Genomic DNA, 17,473 nt, shown 5'->3' with positions numbered 1-17,473 from the left:
TTGTTGTATAACCTATTTTTAGGATTTTAATATAATAATTTGAGTAGAAAGTGTTTCTTAATTTAATTCTTTTTAATGATAATTTTGAGACATTGTAATAAAATTTTAACCTTTTAACTATTTATAATTTCTTGAATTTTAAAAATAATAAAAATTATTTACTAATCTTGAATTTTGATGTAATTTAGAAAACATATGAATTGTGCAGCATGAAATTTTAAAGTATTCTATTTTTCTAGATTGAATTTTTATTATATTTAAACAATAGAAATGAGGTATATTATATGAATACAAAGTGGTTAATAACAGCATCTATTTTTGCTTTTATTGTGCCTTCTATGGCATATGCAGCAGATAAGGCATATGCAGCAGACAGGATGGTTCATCATCAACCAAAACATGTTATTTCACCAGTTGTTGCTCCTTCTGATTTTTCTTGGACAGGTTTTTATTTCGGAGGTCAAATTGGTAACTTTTCGAGTAAAATTTCTGCGACTACCCGTGATGTTGATATTCCTCTATTTCCTGATAAAAATAGCAAGAATAAAAAATGGGTTCCGATGGAGGAAAAGTATTTACCAAAGCTTTCTGGTTTTGTAGGTGGTTTGTATGCAGGTGCTAATATTGATTTTGGCAATAGTATAGTTTTGGGCGTTGATACAGATGTACTTTTATCGGAACGAAAGGGTACAAAAACTATTGTTATTGTAGATAATACAGCAAAGGATGAAGCAAATAGGGTTCTTCAGCCAGCTGCAAGAAAAAAAGAAGAAAAAGATAGTGCAACTTTCAGTCATACTATAAAACAAAAATGGGCTGGCGCTACACGGTTGCGTGCTGGTTTTTCTGCTGTTCGTGCTATGTATTACGTTGCTGGTGGTGTTGCTTATGGGCAGTTACAGGATACTTTATCAACGTTGATTACAGGGAGCGATGGCTTTCATGGTGTGTCAGATGATAAAGGTACGATGATTGGATATACTATTGGTGGTGGTGTTGATTTTGCAATGACGGACAATACTATTTTTCGTGCCGAATATCGTTACTCAGACTTTGGTAAAAAGAAATTTGGAAATGAGATTGAGCTTGACTATAAGACCAATGATTTCCGCGTTGGTGTAGCTTATAAATTCTAATTTTTACAAATTTAATTTTTGTAAATTAAATTTCTAAGAGGTTCTATCTTTGATAGGGCCTTTATTTTTTTAGTGCATTGTAAGAATTACATTTTATGATAAAGGGAAAATCATTAATTTATGATGATTGTGATAAGGTAAGAAAGATTTTTAAAGATTTCTGTTTTTTAAAGTAGGGATGCTTTGAATATTTTTATAGTCAAAAAACATTTTGCAAAGAAGCCTTGATTCGTAATTTGATATAATCACGATTCCATCTGATACACTATAATAATGTTACAAAAGATGGCTTAATTTTTGTCATCCTCTCTTTAGGAATAATAAATTTCCATGAAATGGTGTGGACGGCGTGCGCCTATTTTTCTCTCTTCTTAGAGTTCAGGACAATATCATGTGATAACGTTATTTATCTTTTTTCTATTTAATAAGTAATTGTTTTTATTATAATTTATTTTTCATATTGTTTTTTATACGTCATTTTGATACCAGGTGAAAGCGTCTCAAGCGCGACTTGAAAGGTGGTTTTAAGAGCGAGAATGCGTGATAGGTTGTCTGCCTTAGAAGTCAAGAATTTGTCAAAAGGTAAATATGCTGATGGAGCTTGCTTATGGCTTATTAAAATGACATCAGATTAAGGGCGTTGGGTTTTTAGATTTGATCTTAATAAAAAGCACTGTAAGATGGGATTAGGCTCTCGTGATGATGTATCTTTAAAAGAGGCAAGGCTTAAGGCCGTGATTTGCCGTGAACTCTTGAATCAAGGAATTGATCCAATTTGTGAAAGAAAAAAAGCAAAATTACAACGAGCTGGTGATGGTATTTCTTTACGGGAGATTGTCTTAAGTGCTTTTGAAGCGAAAAAAAGTGAATTGAAAGGTGGGGGAAAAGCTGCAAGGTGGCTAACACCTCTTGAGCTGCATGTTTTCCCTAAACTTGGTGATATAGCAATTAATGAATTGAGTCAGGTTAATATAAAAGAATGTGTGTCGCCTATTTGGAAAACAAAAAACGAAACAGCAAGCAAAGCTTTGTCTCGCTTGAATATTGCTATAAAACATGCGGCAGCACGTGGTATAGATGTTGATATGCAATTGATACCAAAAGCAACAGCTTTATTGGGAAAATTTATCCAAGATACCCAAGATATTCCAGCAATGCCATGAAAATAAGTGTCTGAATTTTATCAATCTTTAAATGATTCACTTGTATCAAATTTAGCTTTAAAGCTTCTTATTTTAACTGGGGTTCTCTCGATGCCGATCAGACATATTCGGTCGGAGGAGATTAATGAATCAATATGGACGATTCCAAAAGAAAACATGAAGGGAATAGTTGGAAAGGTTTCTGACTTTCACGTTCCACTTACAATTGAAGCGCTTGCTGTTATTGAAAAAGTAAAACGAAATGGCTTTTTATTTGTTGGAAGTTCTGGAAAGTCTATATCTGATGTTACACTTTTTAAATTCATGAAAGGTAGAGGGATTAATTATAGACCTCATGGTTTCAGATTAATTCTTCGTGATTGGATAGCAGAAACAACGTCTACACCATTTGAAATTGCAGAAACTATTCTTGCTCATTTGGTCGGGAATACAGTCACAAAAGCTTATATGAGAACTGATTTTTTAGAACAGTGCCGCGTCCTTAGGTTATAGCTTATGACCACTTAACTCGTGCTGAGGGCACTATGTGCATCACAGATACCGCTAAAATGCTTGAAATACGTCCAAAAGATCTATTCGGCTATATGAAACAAAAACGTTGGATATATAAACGCGTGGGTACATCTGAATTTGTATCCTATCAGGATAAGATACAACAAGGTCTTATGGATTGTGCGACGAATGTGTTTAGAAGAGATGATGGCAGCGAGAAAATTTCTGTTCAGGCACGTGTTACAGCAAAAGGCTTGGTATACTTGAAAAAACAAATCCATGGGGGTGTACAATGAATATCGATTCTTTATGTGATTTATGACTGGTGTTATTTAAGCTTTTCAATCGCGATTGTATTGAAGATGAGGAATGTAATGCTTTGGTTAATATTATGAGCACAGTAGAGAAAGTTTTAATTTTTAAGCTTAAGGAAGAATCTCCACACATTATCAGGCTTTTAGCTGTTTTTACAGATTTTGGATATTCAGAATTTCCTCAAGCTATGGATCCTTTGCTAAGAGCTTATGATCCAAGTTTAAAAAGCCCACTTAAGAAAGTGACTTAACTTTATACTGAAGCTTATCTCTTCTCATCTTCAAGGTGGGGAGAGATTAAAGATCAAGCTGTGAATGAGAACCAAGACGCACTAAAATAAGTCTTTAAGCGATAAATCAAAACTAAATCAGGTCGAATATGGCAATCTCGGTAATCTTTCCAATTTCCAATTAATGCATGATCATAGTGCCGAGGTTCTAGAGGCTGATCATTTGCTAATGCTTCAATGATTTGACGCAAATCAGTATCTAAAAGATGCCGATATCGTCCTCTCATTTCACGCTTGAAATCACGTTTGAAGATAGCGGTTCGTTCAATCATCCGCATATAAATCATCAAATAATTCGTCTACAGAATTAAACTTTTTTAAGTCGCCTTTATCTAATTCAGTAAAAGCCGCTATGGTTTCCGCATTGGGTTGAAATAAGAAGGATGGAATAGCTTTATCTTGCGCAATACGTGTCATCAATACTCTCACAACATCACTTACGGATAAGCCAGAAGCTTGAATGACTTGATTAGCGACATTTTGAATCTCTTCTGGTACACGCGCTTGAACTATGCGACTGGTAGCCATGATGATTTTTCCTTTCTTAACTGTATTTCAATGCAATACAATTGAAGTTTAATTTCAATTGTATTTGGCTTATTCCGTGCACTGAAAAATATCGTTTTAGAGTGGGGAGCAAATATTTCATGAATAAGAGAGGTCGTGAAGGCATGTCGGTGCGTGCTTTTGCCAAAAAAATGGGTGTGTCTGCGAATGCGGTCGTTTCTCGCTTTAAAATAAGAGAAAATATCATACCAAGATAGAAGTAAGTTACATCGATATCATAGTCTTTAAATATCCATTGCCAATACTGCGAGAATATATTGAAAAAAATAAGTAAAAAATAAAAACATAGAGATATATAAGGAATCTTAACAAAAATAGATAACATCTCTCTTGCGTCAGAAATTAGAGAATTCGTTTGTTTTATTTTTTTCTCCTTTTAGATCATCTAAAAAAATAAACCAAATATTGTTGTAATCATCATTAAAAATGCAGATACGTACCATATATATTGACTAGAATAATCAGCAAAATATGCGCCTACCAAACTAAATACAAACATTCCAGTATAATTATATTGAGAGCTAGAACCAAGCACCTTTTTAGTAGATGTAAGCTTTGTTTTTGCATATTGAACAAGTAGAGCATTGTAGGCACCAGCAATCAATGTAAGCGACAGCGCATTAAAAAATTCTGCCAAAAGAATACCGCAAAAGCCTTTAGAAACTCCCATAAGAAACAGCCATGTAGCTGAAAAAGCTGACGCCAAAATTATAGATATTTTATAACTTTTTCTATCTGCAAAATACCCAAGAGGAATATCTGTAACCATCATAATAAAAGCTTGAAATGACTTAATTATACCTATGTCGACAATAGTTAATCCTTTTTCAAGCATATAAAACACAACAAAGGCACCTGTCAGAATTCTTATACCATTAAATAAGAAACCAAATGTTAATATACTGCCTATTTATTCACTAACAATGCTAAGAAAGTAACTAATACATTACTTCATATGAAACACATAAATTTACATCTTATTACAAATATGGCAATATCTGCTATATAGATTTTCAATTTTACCAATTTTATATCCAGAAAAATCAATGAATAATGTACGTTCCATAATTTAACATTTATCAAAATTCGTTAAATATTTTACTGCTTCAAGAGCAGCCAAAGAACCAGCGACCGCATTATACGGATCTATCAAACTATTCATGTAATTTTTCTTGATATTTTTAACAAACTTAAACTCACACTCATTGACATCCTTCATATGATTCACACACGAATAACATTTTGTTTTGCCTGGAATAATAAGCGGCTCAACAATAGCATTTGTTGTGGACGAACCTACATATGTAATAGTGCGTCTGTCATATTAAAAGCAGCTTTGTTCATCAGATGAAAAAAATTTGGTCTTGGATTATCTTATGATGTGGTGGATGAGGAAAAACTTCATGTTCATTATGGCAGCTTTAGCTGCTTTTTTTATGGCCATAGCGAAAGCTTTTTATCTTGGAAAATATGCTGAAAAACAAAAGCAAATAAAGAAAGCTTTAGAGGCAGCAGCAAGACGGCTTAAGGTGGAAAATGAGATTAACAAGAAAAGTGATGCTGATGTGCGTGCTGATCTTACCAAGTGGGTGCGTGATAAATAGGTCTGTTTCCTGTCTAGGTTGGATGCCCATTTACTTAAGAAAGAAAGATCTGAACGCTATCAGCTCAAACTTAGCAAGAGATATTTTAGAGTACAACAAACAAGGTGAACGCTTGTGCGGGTAGAAACATGGTCAGAAAAAAATTTAAAAAACAACAGAGCTTACGAAATCAGAAAAAGAAATGCTTCAAGAAATGATCGTTACTTACCAAAGTGTGAAGGTGATGTCTCGTTTTATGAAATGGATCGTATTTATTGTCTTTTTATTGATTCTTGATTTTGCACGTCTCATGGATGCACTAGACAATATTTTTACGCTCTTAAAGCAGTGGTTTTTAAGAAGTTGAAAAATATACATAAAAACATAGCCTCTCTTCTTAATACCAGAGATTCGAAAAGACTTTAGTCAATTTCATATAATAAAAAGAGGTTACTACATCTTATTCATTTGGCGATTCAAATATTGCCGAGGAGCTTATCATCACAAATTGCGCTCTTTAACAAAAGAAAAAACACTCTTTGAGGAGCTTTTAAAACCTCTTTAAGAAACTTTGAAAAGAAGTTCTTGTTTGTAATTTTTTATGGCCACGATTTCACCTGATAGCACTTTAACAACATCAAAAAAGGTGGTTTATCTTTTTTATGTTTTAAAATTATTTGAAAAATAAAGAAAAATTCCTGTCCCTTTGGTGCGGACGGCGGGACTTGAACCCGCAAGGTCTTAGACCGGCAGATTTTAAGTCTGCTATGTTTACCTATTTCATCACGTCCGCGATAAGAACCTTCTCTTAAGCTATATCTTTTATTGAATCAAGAATTAATAATTAAGAGAAAAATTTTTCATTTTTTTGTGAATTTTTAACTGACAATGGTTGCTTTTATAATTAGAAAAAGTGTTGATAATACTAACAAAGCATGGAATGGCCTGTGTTATGAGTAAATTTGTCCAAGATGTAACCAAGGCTACAATAGCTTTGCATAGTGTGTTTACTGAAACACCACTTCAAAGAAATGATTTTCTTAGTCAAAAATATGATGCAGAAATTTATTTGAAACGTGAAGATTTAACACCAGTACGATCATATAAGATTCGCGGTGCTTTTAATTTTATTTCAAAAATGCTCAATGAAATATCTCAAGATACTGCATTCGTCTGCGCATCAGCTGGTAATCATGCGCAAGGAGTTTCTTTTGTTTGTCGCTATTTTAAACGTAAAGGCGTGATTTTTATGCCTGTAACAACTCCACAGCAAAAAATTGATAAGACACGCGTTTTTGGTAAAGAGTTTATTGATATCCGCTTAATTGGTGATACGTTTGACCAATGTTATGCAGCTGCACAATCTTTTGTTGTTGAGAGTGGTGGTGTGATGGCGCCACCTTTTGATGATATTCGCATTATTACAGGACAAGCGACAGTCCTATATGAGGCTGTTTTACAATGGAAAAAGCTTAATGGAGAGAATGAGCCAGATTTAATCATTGTGCCTGTAGGAGGAGGAGGATTAGCGAGTGGGGTAAGTAAATTTTTATATGAATATGGCTGGAAAACAAAGCTTCGTTTTGTTGAACCACAAGGAGCTGCAAGTTTATTTGCTTGTTTAAAGGGCGGAAAACGTGTCAAACTTGAAAATATTAATACATTTGTGGATGGTGCTGCTGTAGCTGAAATTGGCGCATTAAACTATACGATATTGAAGCAATTTTCACCAGATTCTGTTATTATAGTTCCTGAAAATCGTGTTTGTTCTACAATGATTGAAATGCTCAATGTGGAAGGTATAGTTCTTGAACCAGCTGGGGCTTTATCTATTGATGCTCTTAATAGTATTTCCTCTCAGGAATTGAAAGGTAAAAAAATTCTCCTTGTTATTTCAGGTGGTAATTTTGATTTTGAGCGTTTACCGGATATCAAAGAGCGTTCTCTACGTTTTCAAGGATTGAGAAAATATTTTATTTTTAGTTTTCCACAACATCCTGGTGCGTTGCGTAGTTTTCTTGCTCAATTATCTCCAGATGATGATATCGTACGCTTTGAATATCTTAAAAAATCATCCAGAAGTTTTGGTTCTGTATTGATTGCAATTGAGACAAAAAAATATGATAATTTTTGTCTCTTAAAGGAAAAATTTCAAGCATTAGGTTGGCGCTATCATGATATTACTGACGATCAAACATTATTTGATTTTGTCATATAAGAAGCTGAAATTTTTGCTAAGACAAGAGAGGTAAAAATGAAATTTGTTTTTTATTTTTTATTGAGTCTGTTTTTAATTTTAAATGTTGATAAACAAAGTTTAGCATCTAAGCCAACAGAAATACAAAAAGCTGAACTTTCAAACTTAGTTCTTAATATCAATAATGCTGTAAAAAATGGAAATTTTATACCTATCTCTTCTTATATGCCTAGTCGGCTTTACAAAGAAATAGCGCGTCGATTAAATACGACTGAGGATAATTTACGTCATAATTTTCTTAAGCAATTACGTGTCCAATTTGAGAATTTACCTGCTGGTGCTTATCATTTAGATGAAACAAGCATAGATTACCTGAAAACTGCTAGTGGTGCTTTTTACGCTTTAATTCCAACTAAGCTTGAGACTAAGGATCGTGTCATTCAATATAAAACTTTGGCGATTTTTGATAAAACTCAATGGTATTTGATCTATGGAGGTCAGAAAACTGTACAAAATCCGATTTTTCTTGAGATTTATCCTGATTTTAATGAGGTAAATTTACCAAAAGAAACAGTAACAAAGAAATAAGCAGCTAAAATATCATTTTTTTTGTTCAATATAAATATATTTCGTAAAACGCTTGCTTTTTTGTTATAATCTAACAATAGTACGATAATGAATTATTTTGGTTTGTTGATTGGCTCTTTGTAAAACGAAATTCATATGCCTTTACTTTAATTTAAAGGTGTTGATGGGTTAAGAAACTTGCTATGATCGTTGCTTCATGAATTAAAATATCAGGATTTTTATTGCACGGATCCTTGGATAGTGAAATTCAGCTTGTCATTTATTTATGGTTATTAAGCCGAGGAAAGATTTTATTTTGAATATAAATAGAGAAAATGTTTTTACAGAATTAGGATTGTCTGCTCTTTTGATCAAAAATTTACTCACTGCTGGTATGAGTAAACCTAAACCTATTCAAGAACAAGTTATTCCAATGATGTTAAAGGGGCGGGATATTTTAGGTATTGCACAGACAGGTTCTGGAAAAACTTTGGCATTTAGCTTACCTATTTTGAGTCAAATTTTAGCTTTAGGTGATAAGCGCTGTCGTAAAACTGCAAGAGCTTTGATTTTGGTTCCTACACGTGAACTTGCTGTGCAGATTGATGAAACTATTCGCACTACTGCACAAGGAACACATCTTTCAACATGCCTCATTTTAGGTGGGGTATCGCGTTTAAAACAAATTAAACGTATGGAAAAAGGTGTAGATATTTTGATAGCGACACCAGGTCGTTTAATAGATCTTGTGCGTGAAAAATGTGTTGATCTTTCTCAATCTCGTTTTTTAGTTTTAGATGAAGCAGATCGTATGTTGGATATGGGCTTTATCAATGATGTACAGAAAATTGCAAAACTTTTGCATCAAGACTGTCAGACAGCACTTTTTTCTGCGACAATGCCAAAAGAAATTATTACGTTTTCAAAGTGTTTACTTGATGATCCAATAAAAATAGAAATTGCACCTCAAGGAACTACCGTTGCTGAAATTACTCAAAAATTATATTGTGTTCCTACAAGTAAAAAAAAGAATGTCTTAGGTAAACTTTTGACAAACCCAGCTTTCACTTCGGTTATTGTCTTTACCAGAACTAAACATGGTGCCGATGCTGTCACACGTAATTTAAAAGGGATAGGGTACTCTGTTGCGACGATCCATGGTAATAAGTCACAGAGTGCGCGTCAGTATGCATTAAAAGCTTTTCGTGAAGGATCAGCACGGATTCTTATTGCAACAGATATTGCAGCGCGTGGTATTGATATACCAGGAATAAGCCACGTTATTAATTATGATTTACCGGATGAAGCTGAAAGCTATGTACATCGCATCGGCCGCACAGGACGTAATGGTGCATTTGGCAATGCTATTACACTTTTTGATGAAGGAGTAGAACGAGCACGGTTGCGTGCTGTAGAGCGCTTGATTTGTATGAAATTAACACGCGAAGCTATTCCATTACAGTTCGCAGAATTTCCAGAAAAACCATTTTTATCAGAAAGAAAAGAAAACGGTAAGAAGTCCTGTGCTAAAAAATCTAAACATCAGAAGCAGTTTTTTGGTTGCAAAGATAAGGCCGCACAATTACAGGGAAAAAATTCTTCATCTCATGGTGAGAGACATGAAAAAGCAAAAGTAATGGCAAGGCGCGCAAAGTCTTTCCGTTTTCGCAAGTCAATAAAGAAAGCAGCTTGAATATGGTATTTAGAAAAGATCATGAGCAAGGAATTTTTCTTCCTAGTTGGTAATTAAAGCGAAGAGAACAATAATCTTGTCAAAACAGATATTATTGCATCTATTGGCTTATATTAGCTGATAATTGAGAGAAAATTATGATTAATAAAAGTTTTCTCAATATAGCGTACATATTCCAAGCAATATAAATAAAGAAAATTTGTATTAAATCTTAATGATTATAAAGAGTAAGCAAAATTTTTTAAGATTTCTGTATTTTTTTAGAAGTAGGAATAGTTTAGAAAACTGAAATGGTTAAAAAACATCTTAAGAAAAGCTATTATTGATAATACTACACTATAGAGGAAAATTTTAAAAACCTATTCTTTTATTTTACTTATGTATTTTTCTTTTTGAGCTTATAAATAAAAACAAATATTATTTACATCAAATATTTTTAAATTCTTTATAGATTTAAGAATTAACTGTAGTTATATTTTGATGTATTATTAATAGTATTAATGGATTTTTAATTTTATATTTATTGTAATATAAAATTAAAATACGATGTATAAAAGTTTATTTTTCAAGAGAAGTATTTTAAAATAGAATTAAACTTATGTTGAAAACTTCAATCTATTCCATACTTTTTAAAGTCATGAGAATTTTCTTGTTATATTAGTGTGATATATGTCAGTATTCGATAATATATAATTTTGACCATTGCCTCCAATATTTCTAAATGACTGCTTTGGAAGCTTATCTTTAAGATCAATTATTCTTTTTAGTATATTAATTTTCTTTAATTTGTTCACAGTGCACTATAAGTAAATCTCTGAACTATCATTATCATGAAACATAATCTTTTAAGATAAATCATAATTTACGATTTGAAGTGGTTATGGTTCCATTTAAAAATGTTACAATGACTGAACAAAGAGCAATTTAATTTTTGCGATTCTTAATAAATAACCAAGAAATAAAAGAAAAACCTTGCATAATGGCTCCCCGGGCCGGATTCGAACCAGCGACCAACCGGTTAACAGCCGGTTGCTCTACCACTGAGCTACCGGGGAACAGTGCTCAATTATCTAACTAAAAGGGCTATAGCAAAGCAATATCGATTTGCAAAGAGTAAAATTGCTTTTTTTTTAAAAATATTAAAAGTTGTATAAGAAGAAGAAAAAAGACGAAAGAAGATTTCTATAGCTTGACGGATGTGTTGCCTTCCCTTATTGAAACTTTTATGTCTGTTAATGAGGCCTCGTGGCAGAATGGTTACGCAGAGGACTGCAAATCCTTGTATCTCGGTTCGATTCCGGGCGAGGCCTCCAGCCTGTTTTAATTAAAATGGCTTTCAAGGATTAATTTAAATAAACTGCTTTTCTCTTTAGTAAAAATGCTTTTCTATGAAAAAATAGTATAATTAGAACCTAATTATTGGCTGTAGCATGTTTTTTTGCAACACCCATAATTAAAGATTTTAGATCCTAATTGTTGCCATTTTGGTGTGATTCTTTTTATATATGGGAAAAAAAGTTAGCTATGGTTATAGATTTTGCAGAGCTTCGTCGCAAAATGGTTGATAATCAAATTCGTACAGTGGATGTAACGGATTTAGCAGTTCTTGCAGCATTTTTAACAGTACCACGTGAAGATTTTGTACCAGAAGATATTAAAGCTTTAAGTTATCTTGATACCGATGTTAGTGTATATCCAGCACAAAATGGGTTGCCTGCATGCTATTTGATGAAGCCTGCGTCTTTAGCAAAATTATTACAACTTGCGGCTGTAAAATCATCAGATATTGTTTTAGATATTGGAGCTAATAGTGGCTATTGTGCAGCGGTACTTTCAAAACTTGCGAGATTTGTGGTTGCATTGGAAGGTAATAAAGATCTTTCAGAACGAGCTGCCAAGAATTTAGAGCGTAACCAATGTGGTAATGTGATTGTGGTTCATAGTCCATTAGAGCAGGGTTATGCTGTTGGAGGGCCTTATGATGTGATTTTCATTGAGGGTGCGGTTGATTTTATTCCTGAAGGTATCTTTGATCAAATGAAAGATAATGGACGTCTTGTCGTGGTTGAAGGATATGGTAATGCCGGTACTGCACGAATCTATATAAAAGAAGGTGGGATTATTTCGGTACGTCGTGCTTTTAACCTTGCTGTAAAATGCCTTCCTAGTTTTTTAAAAATGCCTGATTTTGTATTTTAGTGCTTGTTTTATTTAAGAATAAAAGATACTTAATAAAAAGTTAATTTGGGGGTTATTGTTTTGTGTACTATGTTTAAAATAAGCAAAAAATTTAAAATATATGTGTTGCTTATATTAAGTATTTTTATATCAAGATTAGCTTATGCTGAGACATTGATGGATGCTTTTTCTAAAGCTTATATTTACAATGCGAGGTTGAATAGTGAGCGTGCTGCTGTGCGTATATCAGGCGATGATGTAGCAATTGCGCGTTCGGGATTATTACCGCAAATTGAAGGAATTGGGGGGTATGGGCGGAATAAATCTATTGTAGGTCCTTATAGCACTGCTGGATCCATCGGAATCAGATTGAATCAAAGATTATTTGATGGTTTTATTACACAAAATATATTTTTTTCAGCTCAAGTTAAGCTAAAGGCGCAGCATGAATATTTTCGCAATATTGAACAAACTATATTTTTAGACACTGTGACAGCATATGCTAATGTGTATCAAGCACGTCGTATCGCGGATCTTCGTAAAAAGAATTTAGCTGCTCTTGAAGAGCAAGTTCGTTCAAATAAAGCAAAACTTGATGTAGGAGAGGGGGGGAGTATTGATTTTTCTCAGGCACTAGCTGCGCGTTCTGTAGCTGTTTCAGAACTTAGTCTTGCGCGTGCTGATGTAAAATCAGCGGAAGCAGTTTATCGACAAGTTGTTGGTTCTGATCCCCAAGAATTACAAAATCCGCCAGTAGCAAAAGATTTACCGAAAAATCTTGATGTAGCTTATCAAATTAGTACTGTTAAACATCCAGCGATTCTTTATGCAAAACATTTAGTTGATGCCAGTTTTTATGACGTAAAGGCAAAAGAAGGAGCATTGCTTCCTAAAATTGATTTTTCTGCAACAACATCTTATAATAAAATTTACAGTGGTCCTGGAGAAAATGGGGTTTCAAAATCAATGGGATTATCACTTAGTGTTCCTATTTTTGAAGGTGGGCGTACATCTGCACAGATTCGTCAATCAAAAGAACAATTTGGACAAGCTCATCTTCAGCTTGATTTGGCTCATAGCAATATAAGGCAAGCACTTACTTCTTCTTGGTTCCAGTTAGAAGGTGCACGTGCATCTGTTATTGCCTATCGTGAGAGTGTTCGTGCTGCTGAAATTGCTCTTAAAGGACGTGTTCAAGAGAATCGCGTGGGGCAAGCAACTACATTAGATGTTTTAAATTCTCGGACTCAGTTGATTAATGCTCAAATTGCACTTGCGATGGCAGAACGTAATGTTGTTGTTGCAAGTTATAGTGTTCAATCTTCCATTGGCAAATTAACTGCAGGTTATTTAGGCTTGAAGACTGTTAAATACATTCAATAAGAGTGTAGAAATAGTTCTTTATCTGTTAAATAATTTAAACTTTAAAAGATCAGCAAATCAATAATTTAGTATGTTAAAAAATGTAATAGTTGGATGTTATTTTGTAAATGAAAAAATTTATGTGTAGCACCACTCTCGTGACAAAGAGGTGTGTTGATCTTATGATTCTTTTGCTTACACTAAAACAGTGATTCTGTTTGTTGTTGCGTCTTTGAAAGGTTTTTAGGTATGGTACAGAGTTCAAGCGTATTACGTGAGCCAAGTATGGATGAAATTTTGACATCTATTCGTGAAATAATCGAAGAAAATGCGGTTCAGTCGGATCATTTTTCAAATGAAGATACTACAGTGAATTCTTCTGAAGGCCATTCAACAATACCGTCAGAAGGTGCTTATGATGCAGCTTTATCAGTTGATGATGCAATGAGAGCTTTGGCTAATCGTATTGGTCTTTCTTCTGAAACTCAGGATTTTTCTTTAGCACAGGTAAAAGAGGACAAAGAAGTAGAAAACAATACGGTTGGTGTGGATATGCAAAAGATAAAATCTTCTTATGAGGAGCAGCGCTCTTTTTGTAAAGCACAGGAATGTAGTGGTGAGGAGTTTGTATCACAATCAAAAAATCCAACTGCTAATCATGTAGAATTTTCTACGTATTGTGTTTCTTCTGCGGATAAAATTGCAAGAGATGTGTTGCGTCCAGCTATAGTAGAATGGTTACAGTGTAAATTACCTGTTTTGATTGAAGATATTTTACGTGAAGAGATCGTCAAGGTAATTAAAAAGTTACCTTAATTATTTTCTTATTTTGTTTTTTTATGGATATTTCATTCACAGTTTTGTGGGATCACTGTGAATAAATGAAGACAGATTGTGTGATCAGATTTGAGATCATACTTTTTGTTTTCAGCGGCGTTATGAATGAATGGGTGAAAATGTTAGAAAAAAATTATGACGCTGCTCTCATAGAGCAACGAGCTGCAAAAAGGTGGGAGGATCGTGGTGTTTTTAAAGCGGGAATGGGTTCAAAGATAGGTGCAGAATCTTTTTGTGTTATGCTTCCGCCTCCAAATGTTACGGGCTCTCTTCACATGGGGCATGCGCTAAATACGACAATTCAAGATATTGTAGTTCGATTTCAGAGGATGCGTGGCAAGAATGTGTTATGGCAACCTGGTATGGACCATGCAGGAATTGCAACCCAAATGGTTGTTGAGCGTCAGCTCGTAGAGCATCAAGAACTGACGCGCCAAGAAATGGGTAGGGAAAAATTTATTAAACGTGTTTGGGAATGGCGCAATGAGACTGGCGGAGTTATTGCCAATCAACTACGACGCTTGGGTATTTCATGCGATTGGTCGCGTGAGCGGTTTACAATGGATGAAGGATTATCCCAGGCTGTGTGTGAAGTTTTTGTTACACTTTATAAACAAGGATTGATATATAAGGATAAACGCTTAGTCAATTGGGATCCAAAATTGTTAACAGCTATTTCGGATCTTGAAGTTGAGCAAAAAGAAGTGAAGGGTCATTTATGGCATTTTAAGTATCCGCTTGAAGGTAAAATTTTTGATCCGGATGATGCTACAACTTTTATAACAGTGGCAACAACGCGGCCAGAAACAATGCTTGGTGATACAGGAATTGCAGTTAATCCTGAAGACGATCGTTACAAAAATCTTATAGGTCAAAATGCTATTTTGCCACTTGTTGGTCGTAAATTATTGATTGTTGGTGATACTTATGCTGATCCTGAAGAAGGAAGTGGGGCTGTAAAAATTACACCAGCACATGACTTTAATGATTTTGAAGTAGGGCAGCGTCACAATCTGCGCTTGATTAATATTTTTATGCAAAAAGCTGAGATTTTTCTACATGATAATGAAGCATTTTTTGATGGCTTAGTTTTATCGGATGAATTAAAAATATTATTGGAAAATTTAGATCGATCTGATCGCTTTGTTGCGCGCGATCGGATTGTTTCTTTAATGAAAGAAAGAGGATATTTGGCAGCTGTTAGTGATCACCTACATACTGTTCCTCATGGAGATCGGAGTGGGGTGCCTATTGAACCGTTCTTGACAGATCAATGGTATGTTAATGCTGCAGAATTAGCTAAGCCAGCAATGGAAGCTGTTCATCAAGGGAAAACGCAGTTTGTTCCAGATACTTGGAAAAAAACCTATTTTAATTGGATGCAAAATATTCAACCTTGGTGTATTTCTCGCCAACTATGGTGGGGACATCAGATTCCAGCTTGGTATGGGCCTGATGGTACGGTTTTCGTTGAAAAAAGTGAAGAAGAGGCTTTAGCTTCAGCTTTATCTCATTATGGTAAAGTGGTTGAATTAATCCGTGATCAGGATGTTTTAGATACTTGGTTTTCATCAGCTCTTTGGCCTTTTTCAACTCTTGGTTGGCCCAATAAAACGGCTGAATTAGCAACTTTTTATCCAACATCTTTGTCAGTGACTGGATTTGATATTATTTTTTTCTGGGTTGCCCGCATGATAATGATGGGGCTTCACTTTATGGGTGAAGTTCCTTTCCCGACTGTTTATGTTCATGCTCTTGTACGGGACCAGAATGGCGCAAAGATGTCAAAGTCGAAGGGAAATATTATTGATCCATTGGAACTCATTGATCAATATAGTGCAGATGCGCTCCGTTTTACTTTGGCTATTATGGCAGCACAAGGTCGTGATGTAAAACTCGATTCTTCCCGTGTTGCAGGTTATCGTAATTTTGCTACAAAATTATGGAATGCTACTCGATTTATACAAATAAATGGTGTTAAACATGATCCAGCTTTTAAACCAGAAAAAGTAAAGCTTTCGCTTAATCGTTGGATTTTAACAGAATTATCTAAAACTGTTTCAGCAGTGACTACTGGTATTGAAAACTACAAATTTAATGAATCTGCTGGTGCACTTTACCGCTTTATTTGGAATATATTGTGCGATTGGTATCTAGAACTTCTCAAACCTATATTTCAAGGTTCAGATGAGGATGCTAAAAAAGAAGCTCAATCTTGTACTGCTTGGGTTTTTGATGAAGTATATAAGCTGCTTCATCCTTTTATGCCTCATATAACAGAAGAATTGTGGTTTCTTACAGAAACACCAAGTATGAAACGCGAGGATGTTTTGGCATTGATACAATGGCCGCAGGTAACGTTTGCAGATGAAGAAGCTGCTTCTGATATTAATTGGCTTATTGATGTTATTACCGGGATTCGTTCTGTACGTTTTGAAATGAACATTCCAGTAAGTGCTTTGGCACCTCTTGTTATTGTAGATGGAGGAAGTGTAACACAAGAGCGTGTGCAGCGTTATGATGTTGTTCTTAAAAGATTAGCACGTATAGAAACAATTCGTTTTTCTGATAAAGTGCCTGCTGTATCAGTACAGATAGTTGTGGGAGAGGCAATTTTTTGTTTGCCATTAGGGCAGTTAATTGATTTAGAAGCTGAACGTGCTCGTTTAATGAAAAACATCAATAAAATTGAGCAAGATATTGAAAAAATATCGATTAAATTAAATAATCCTAAATTTATAGCAAATGCAAATCCTAAAATCGTTGAAGCTGAACGCAACAAGGTTTTAGAGTTGCATACTGCAAAGAAGAAAATATCTGTTGCTTTAGAACGGTTAACTTAGTCACAATTCTTATTTATCACTCTTACTAAAGTTAAAGATTATTTTAGTCTGATATTTTGAGAGTTTTCATTTATCTATCTGTTTTATTAAATTTATATGATATCCTAAGTATTTTCCTTATATGAGAGTATCTGGGATGTGTGTAAAAAAAATTATGACAAATGCAAGGATTAAAATAAGATAAGGGACAGAACTTTAAATGATAACTTAGCTTAAGGTATGGAAAAAGATTACGATTGTTATTATTTCGG

16 protein-coding genes, 3 tRNA genes and 2 pseudogenes are annotated in these 17,473 nt (G+C 34.2%); 15 read left to right on the top strand and 6 right to left on the bottom strand.

The genetic code is table 11. The annotated features are described in order from the left end of the window. Window positions 1–284 precede the first annotated feature (284 nt). The 5 genes from V4P56_RS03525 to V4P56_RS03505 all read left to right on the top strand — a co-directional run bounded on the left by V4P56_RS03525 (window position 285) and on the right by V4P56_RS03505 (window position 3,356). Window positions 285–1,136, top strand: coding sequence for an outer membrane protein (locus tag V4P56_RS03525; RefSeq protein ID WP_455481572.1), 852 nt, complete (start codon window positions 285–287; stop codon window positions 1,134–1,136). A 680-nt stretch (window positions 1,137–1,816) separates the two neighbouring features. Then, window positions 1,817–2,299 carry a phage integrase central domain-containing protein gene (locus V4P56_RS03520; RefSeq protein ID WP_455481571.1) on the top strand — a complete coding sequence of 161 codons (483 nt, stop codon included), beginning with the start codon at window positions 1,817–1,819 and terminating at the stop codon, window positions 2,297–2,299. 90 nt (window positions 2,300–2,389) lie between these two features. Next, complete coding sequence (locus tag V4P56_RS03515) at window positions 2,390–2,791, top strand: hypothetical protein (protein WP_455481570.1); 402 nt, start codon at window positions 2,390–2,392, stop codon at window positions 2,789–2,791. A 32-nt stretch (window positions 2,792–2,823) separates the two neighbouring features. Beyond that, the gene (locus V4P56_RS03510) at window positions 2,824–3,087 is read left to right on the top strand and encodes a phage antirepressor KilAC domain-containing protein (protein WP_455481569.1); all 264 of its coding nucleotides are present in this window, start codon (window positions 2,824–2,826) and stop codon (window positions 3,085–3,087) included. A gap of 95 nt (window positions 3,088–3,182) precedes the next feature. Continuing rightward, window positions 3,183–3,356, top strand: a complete 174-nt coding sequence (locus V4P56_RS03505) for a hypothetical protein (protein ID WP_455481568.1) — start codon at window positions 3,183–3,185, stop codon at window positions 3,354–3,356. A 46-nt stretch (window positions 3,357–3,402) separates the two neighbouring features. On the opposite strand, the pseudogene V4P56_RS03500 reads toward V4P56_RS03505, so the two are convergent. The 4 genes and pseudogenes from V4P56_RS03500 to V4P56_RS03485 form a co-directional block, all read right to left on the bottom strand. After that, window positions 3,403–3,673 (bottom strand): annotated as a pseudogene (locus V4P56_RS03500) (type II toxin-antitoxin system YafQ family toxin). Continuing rightward, window positions 3,660–3,923 (bottom strand): type II toxin-antitoxin system RelB/DinJ family antitoxin, encoded by a 264-nt coding sequence (locus V4P56_RS03495; protein WP_455481567.1) that lies wholly within the window; start codon window positions 3,921–3,923, stop codon window positions 3,660–3,662. The pseudogene V4P56_RS03500 and the gene V4P56_RS03495 overlap by 14 nt, the downstream one beginning before the upstream one ends. A gap of 187 nt (window positions 3,924–4,110) precedes the next feature. Beyond that, window positions 4,111–4,872, bottom strand: a pseudogene (locus V4P56_RS03490) (MFS transporter); the annotation flags it as partial. 159 nt (window positions 4,873–5,031) lie between these two features. Beyond that, entirely contained in the window at window positions 5,032–5,181 is a 150-nt protein-coding gene (locus V4P56_RS03485; protein WP_455481566.1) for a hypothetical protein, read from the bottom strand. Window positions 5,182–5,338: 157 nt separating this feature from the next. Here V4P56_RS03485 and V4P56_RS03480 point away from each other — a divergent pair, with 157 nt between their 5' ends. After that, window positions 5,339–5,566 (top strand): hypothetical protein, encoded by a 228-nt coding sequence (locus V4P56_RS03480; RefSeq protein ID WP_455482643.1) that lies wholly within the window; start codon window positions 5,339–5,341, stop codon window positions 5,564–5,566. A gap of 193 nt (window positions 5,567–5,759) precedes the next feature. Beyond that, window positions 5,760–5,912 carry a hypothetical protein gene (locus V4P56_RS03475; RefSeq protein ID WP_455481565.1) on the top strand — a complete coding sequence of 51 codons (153 nt, stop codon included), beginning with the start codon at window positions 5,760–5,762 and terminating at the stop codon, window positions 5,910–5,912. 340 nt (window positions 5,913–6,252) lie between these two features. Here V4P56_RS03475 and V4P56_RS03470 read toward each other — a convergent pair. Continuing rightward, window positions 6,253–6,338: transfer RNA gene (locus V4P56_RS03470), tRNA-Leu, on the bottom strand. Window positions 6,339–6,497: 159 nt separating this feature from the next. Here V4P56_RS03470 and ilvA point away from each other — a divergent pair. From ilvA to V4P56_RS03455, 3 genes are all read left to right on the top strand, one after another. Continuing rightward, window positions 6,498–7,763 (top strand): threonine ammonia-lyase IlvA, encoded by a 1,266-nt coding sequence (gene ilvA, locus V4P56_RS03465; RefSeq protein WP_455481564.1) that lies wholly within the window; start codon window positions 6,498–6,500, stop codon window positions 7,761–7,763. 36 nt (window positions 7,764–7,799) lie between these two features. Next, window positions 7,800–8,330 (top strand): hypothetical protein, encoded by a 531-nt coding sequence (locus V4P56_RS03460; protein ID WP_455481563.1) that lies wholly within the window; start codon window positions 7,800–7,802, stop codon window positions 8,328–8,330. Between the two features lie 265 nt (window positions 8,331–8,595). Then, window positions 8,596–10,002 carry a DEAD/DEAH box helicase gene (locus tag V4P56_RS03455; protein ID WP_455481562.1) on the top strand — a complete coding sequence of 469 codons (1,407 nt, stop codon included), beginning with the start codon at window positions 8,596–8,598 and terminating at the stop codon, window positions 10,000–10,002. A gap of 980 nt (window positions 10,003–10,982) precedes the next feature. Here the strand turns inward: V4P56_RS03455 and V4P56_RS03450 are convergent. Further along, a tRNA-Asn gene (locus V4P56_RS03450) sits at window positions 10,983–11,057 on the bottom strand. Window positions 11,058–11,241: 184 nt separating this feature from the next. Between V4P56_RS03450 and V4P56_RS03445 the strand changes: the two genes are divergently transcribed. The 5 genes from V4P56_RS03445 to V4P56_RS03425 all read left to right on the top strand — a co-directional run bounded on the left by V4P56_RS03445 (window position 11,242) and on the right by V4P56_RS03425 (window position 17,222). Next, window positions 11,242–11,315, top strand: a tRNA-Cys gene (locus V4P56_RS03445). A 211-nt stretch (window positions 11,316–11,526) separates the two neighbouring features. Then, window positions 11,527–12,201, top strand: coding sequence for a protein-L-isoaspartate O-methyltransferase family protein (locus V4P56_RS03440; protein ID WP_455481561.1), 675 nt, complete (start codon window positions 11,527–11,529; stop codon window positions 12,199–12,201). A 69-nt stretch (window positions 12,202–12,270) separates the two neighbouring features. Further along, window positions 12,271–13,563, top strand: coding sequence for a TolC family outer membrane protein (locus V4P56_RS03435; RefSeq protein ID WP_455481560.1), 1,293 nt, complete (start codon window positions 12,271–12,273; stop codon window positions 13,561–13,563). A 228-nt stretch (window positions 13,564–13,791) separates the two neighbouring features. Then, entirely contained in the window at window positions 13,792–14,358 is a 567-nt protein-coding gene (locus tag V4P56_RS03430) for a DUF2497 domain-containing protein (RefSeq protein ID WP_455481559.1), read from the top strand. 140 nt (window positions 14,359–14,498) lie between these two features. Beyond that, a complete protein-coding gene (locus V4P56_RS03425) occupies window positions 14,499–17,222 on the top strand; it encodes a valine--tRNA ligase (protein ID WP_455482650.1) in 2,724 nt (907 codons plus the stop codon). Window positions 17,223–17,473: the final 251 nt, after the last annotated feature.

This window comes from Bartonella sp. B35(2025) (genome assembly GCF_053794465.1).
This window is presented reverse-complemented; position numbering and strand designations above follow the sequence as displayed.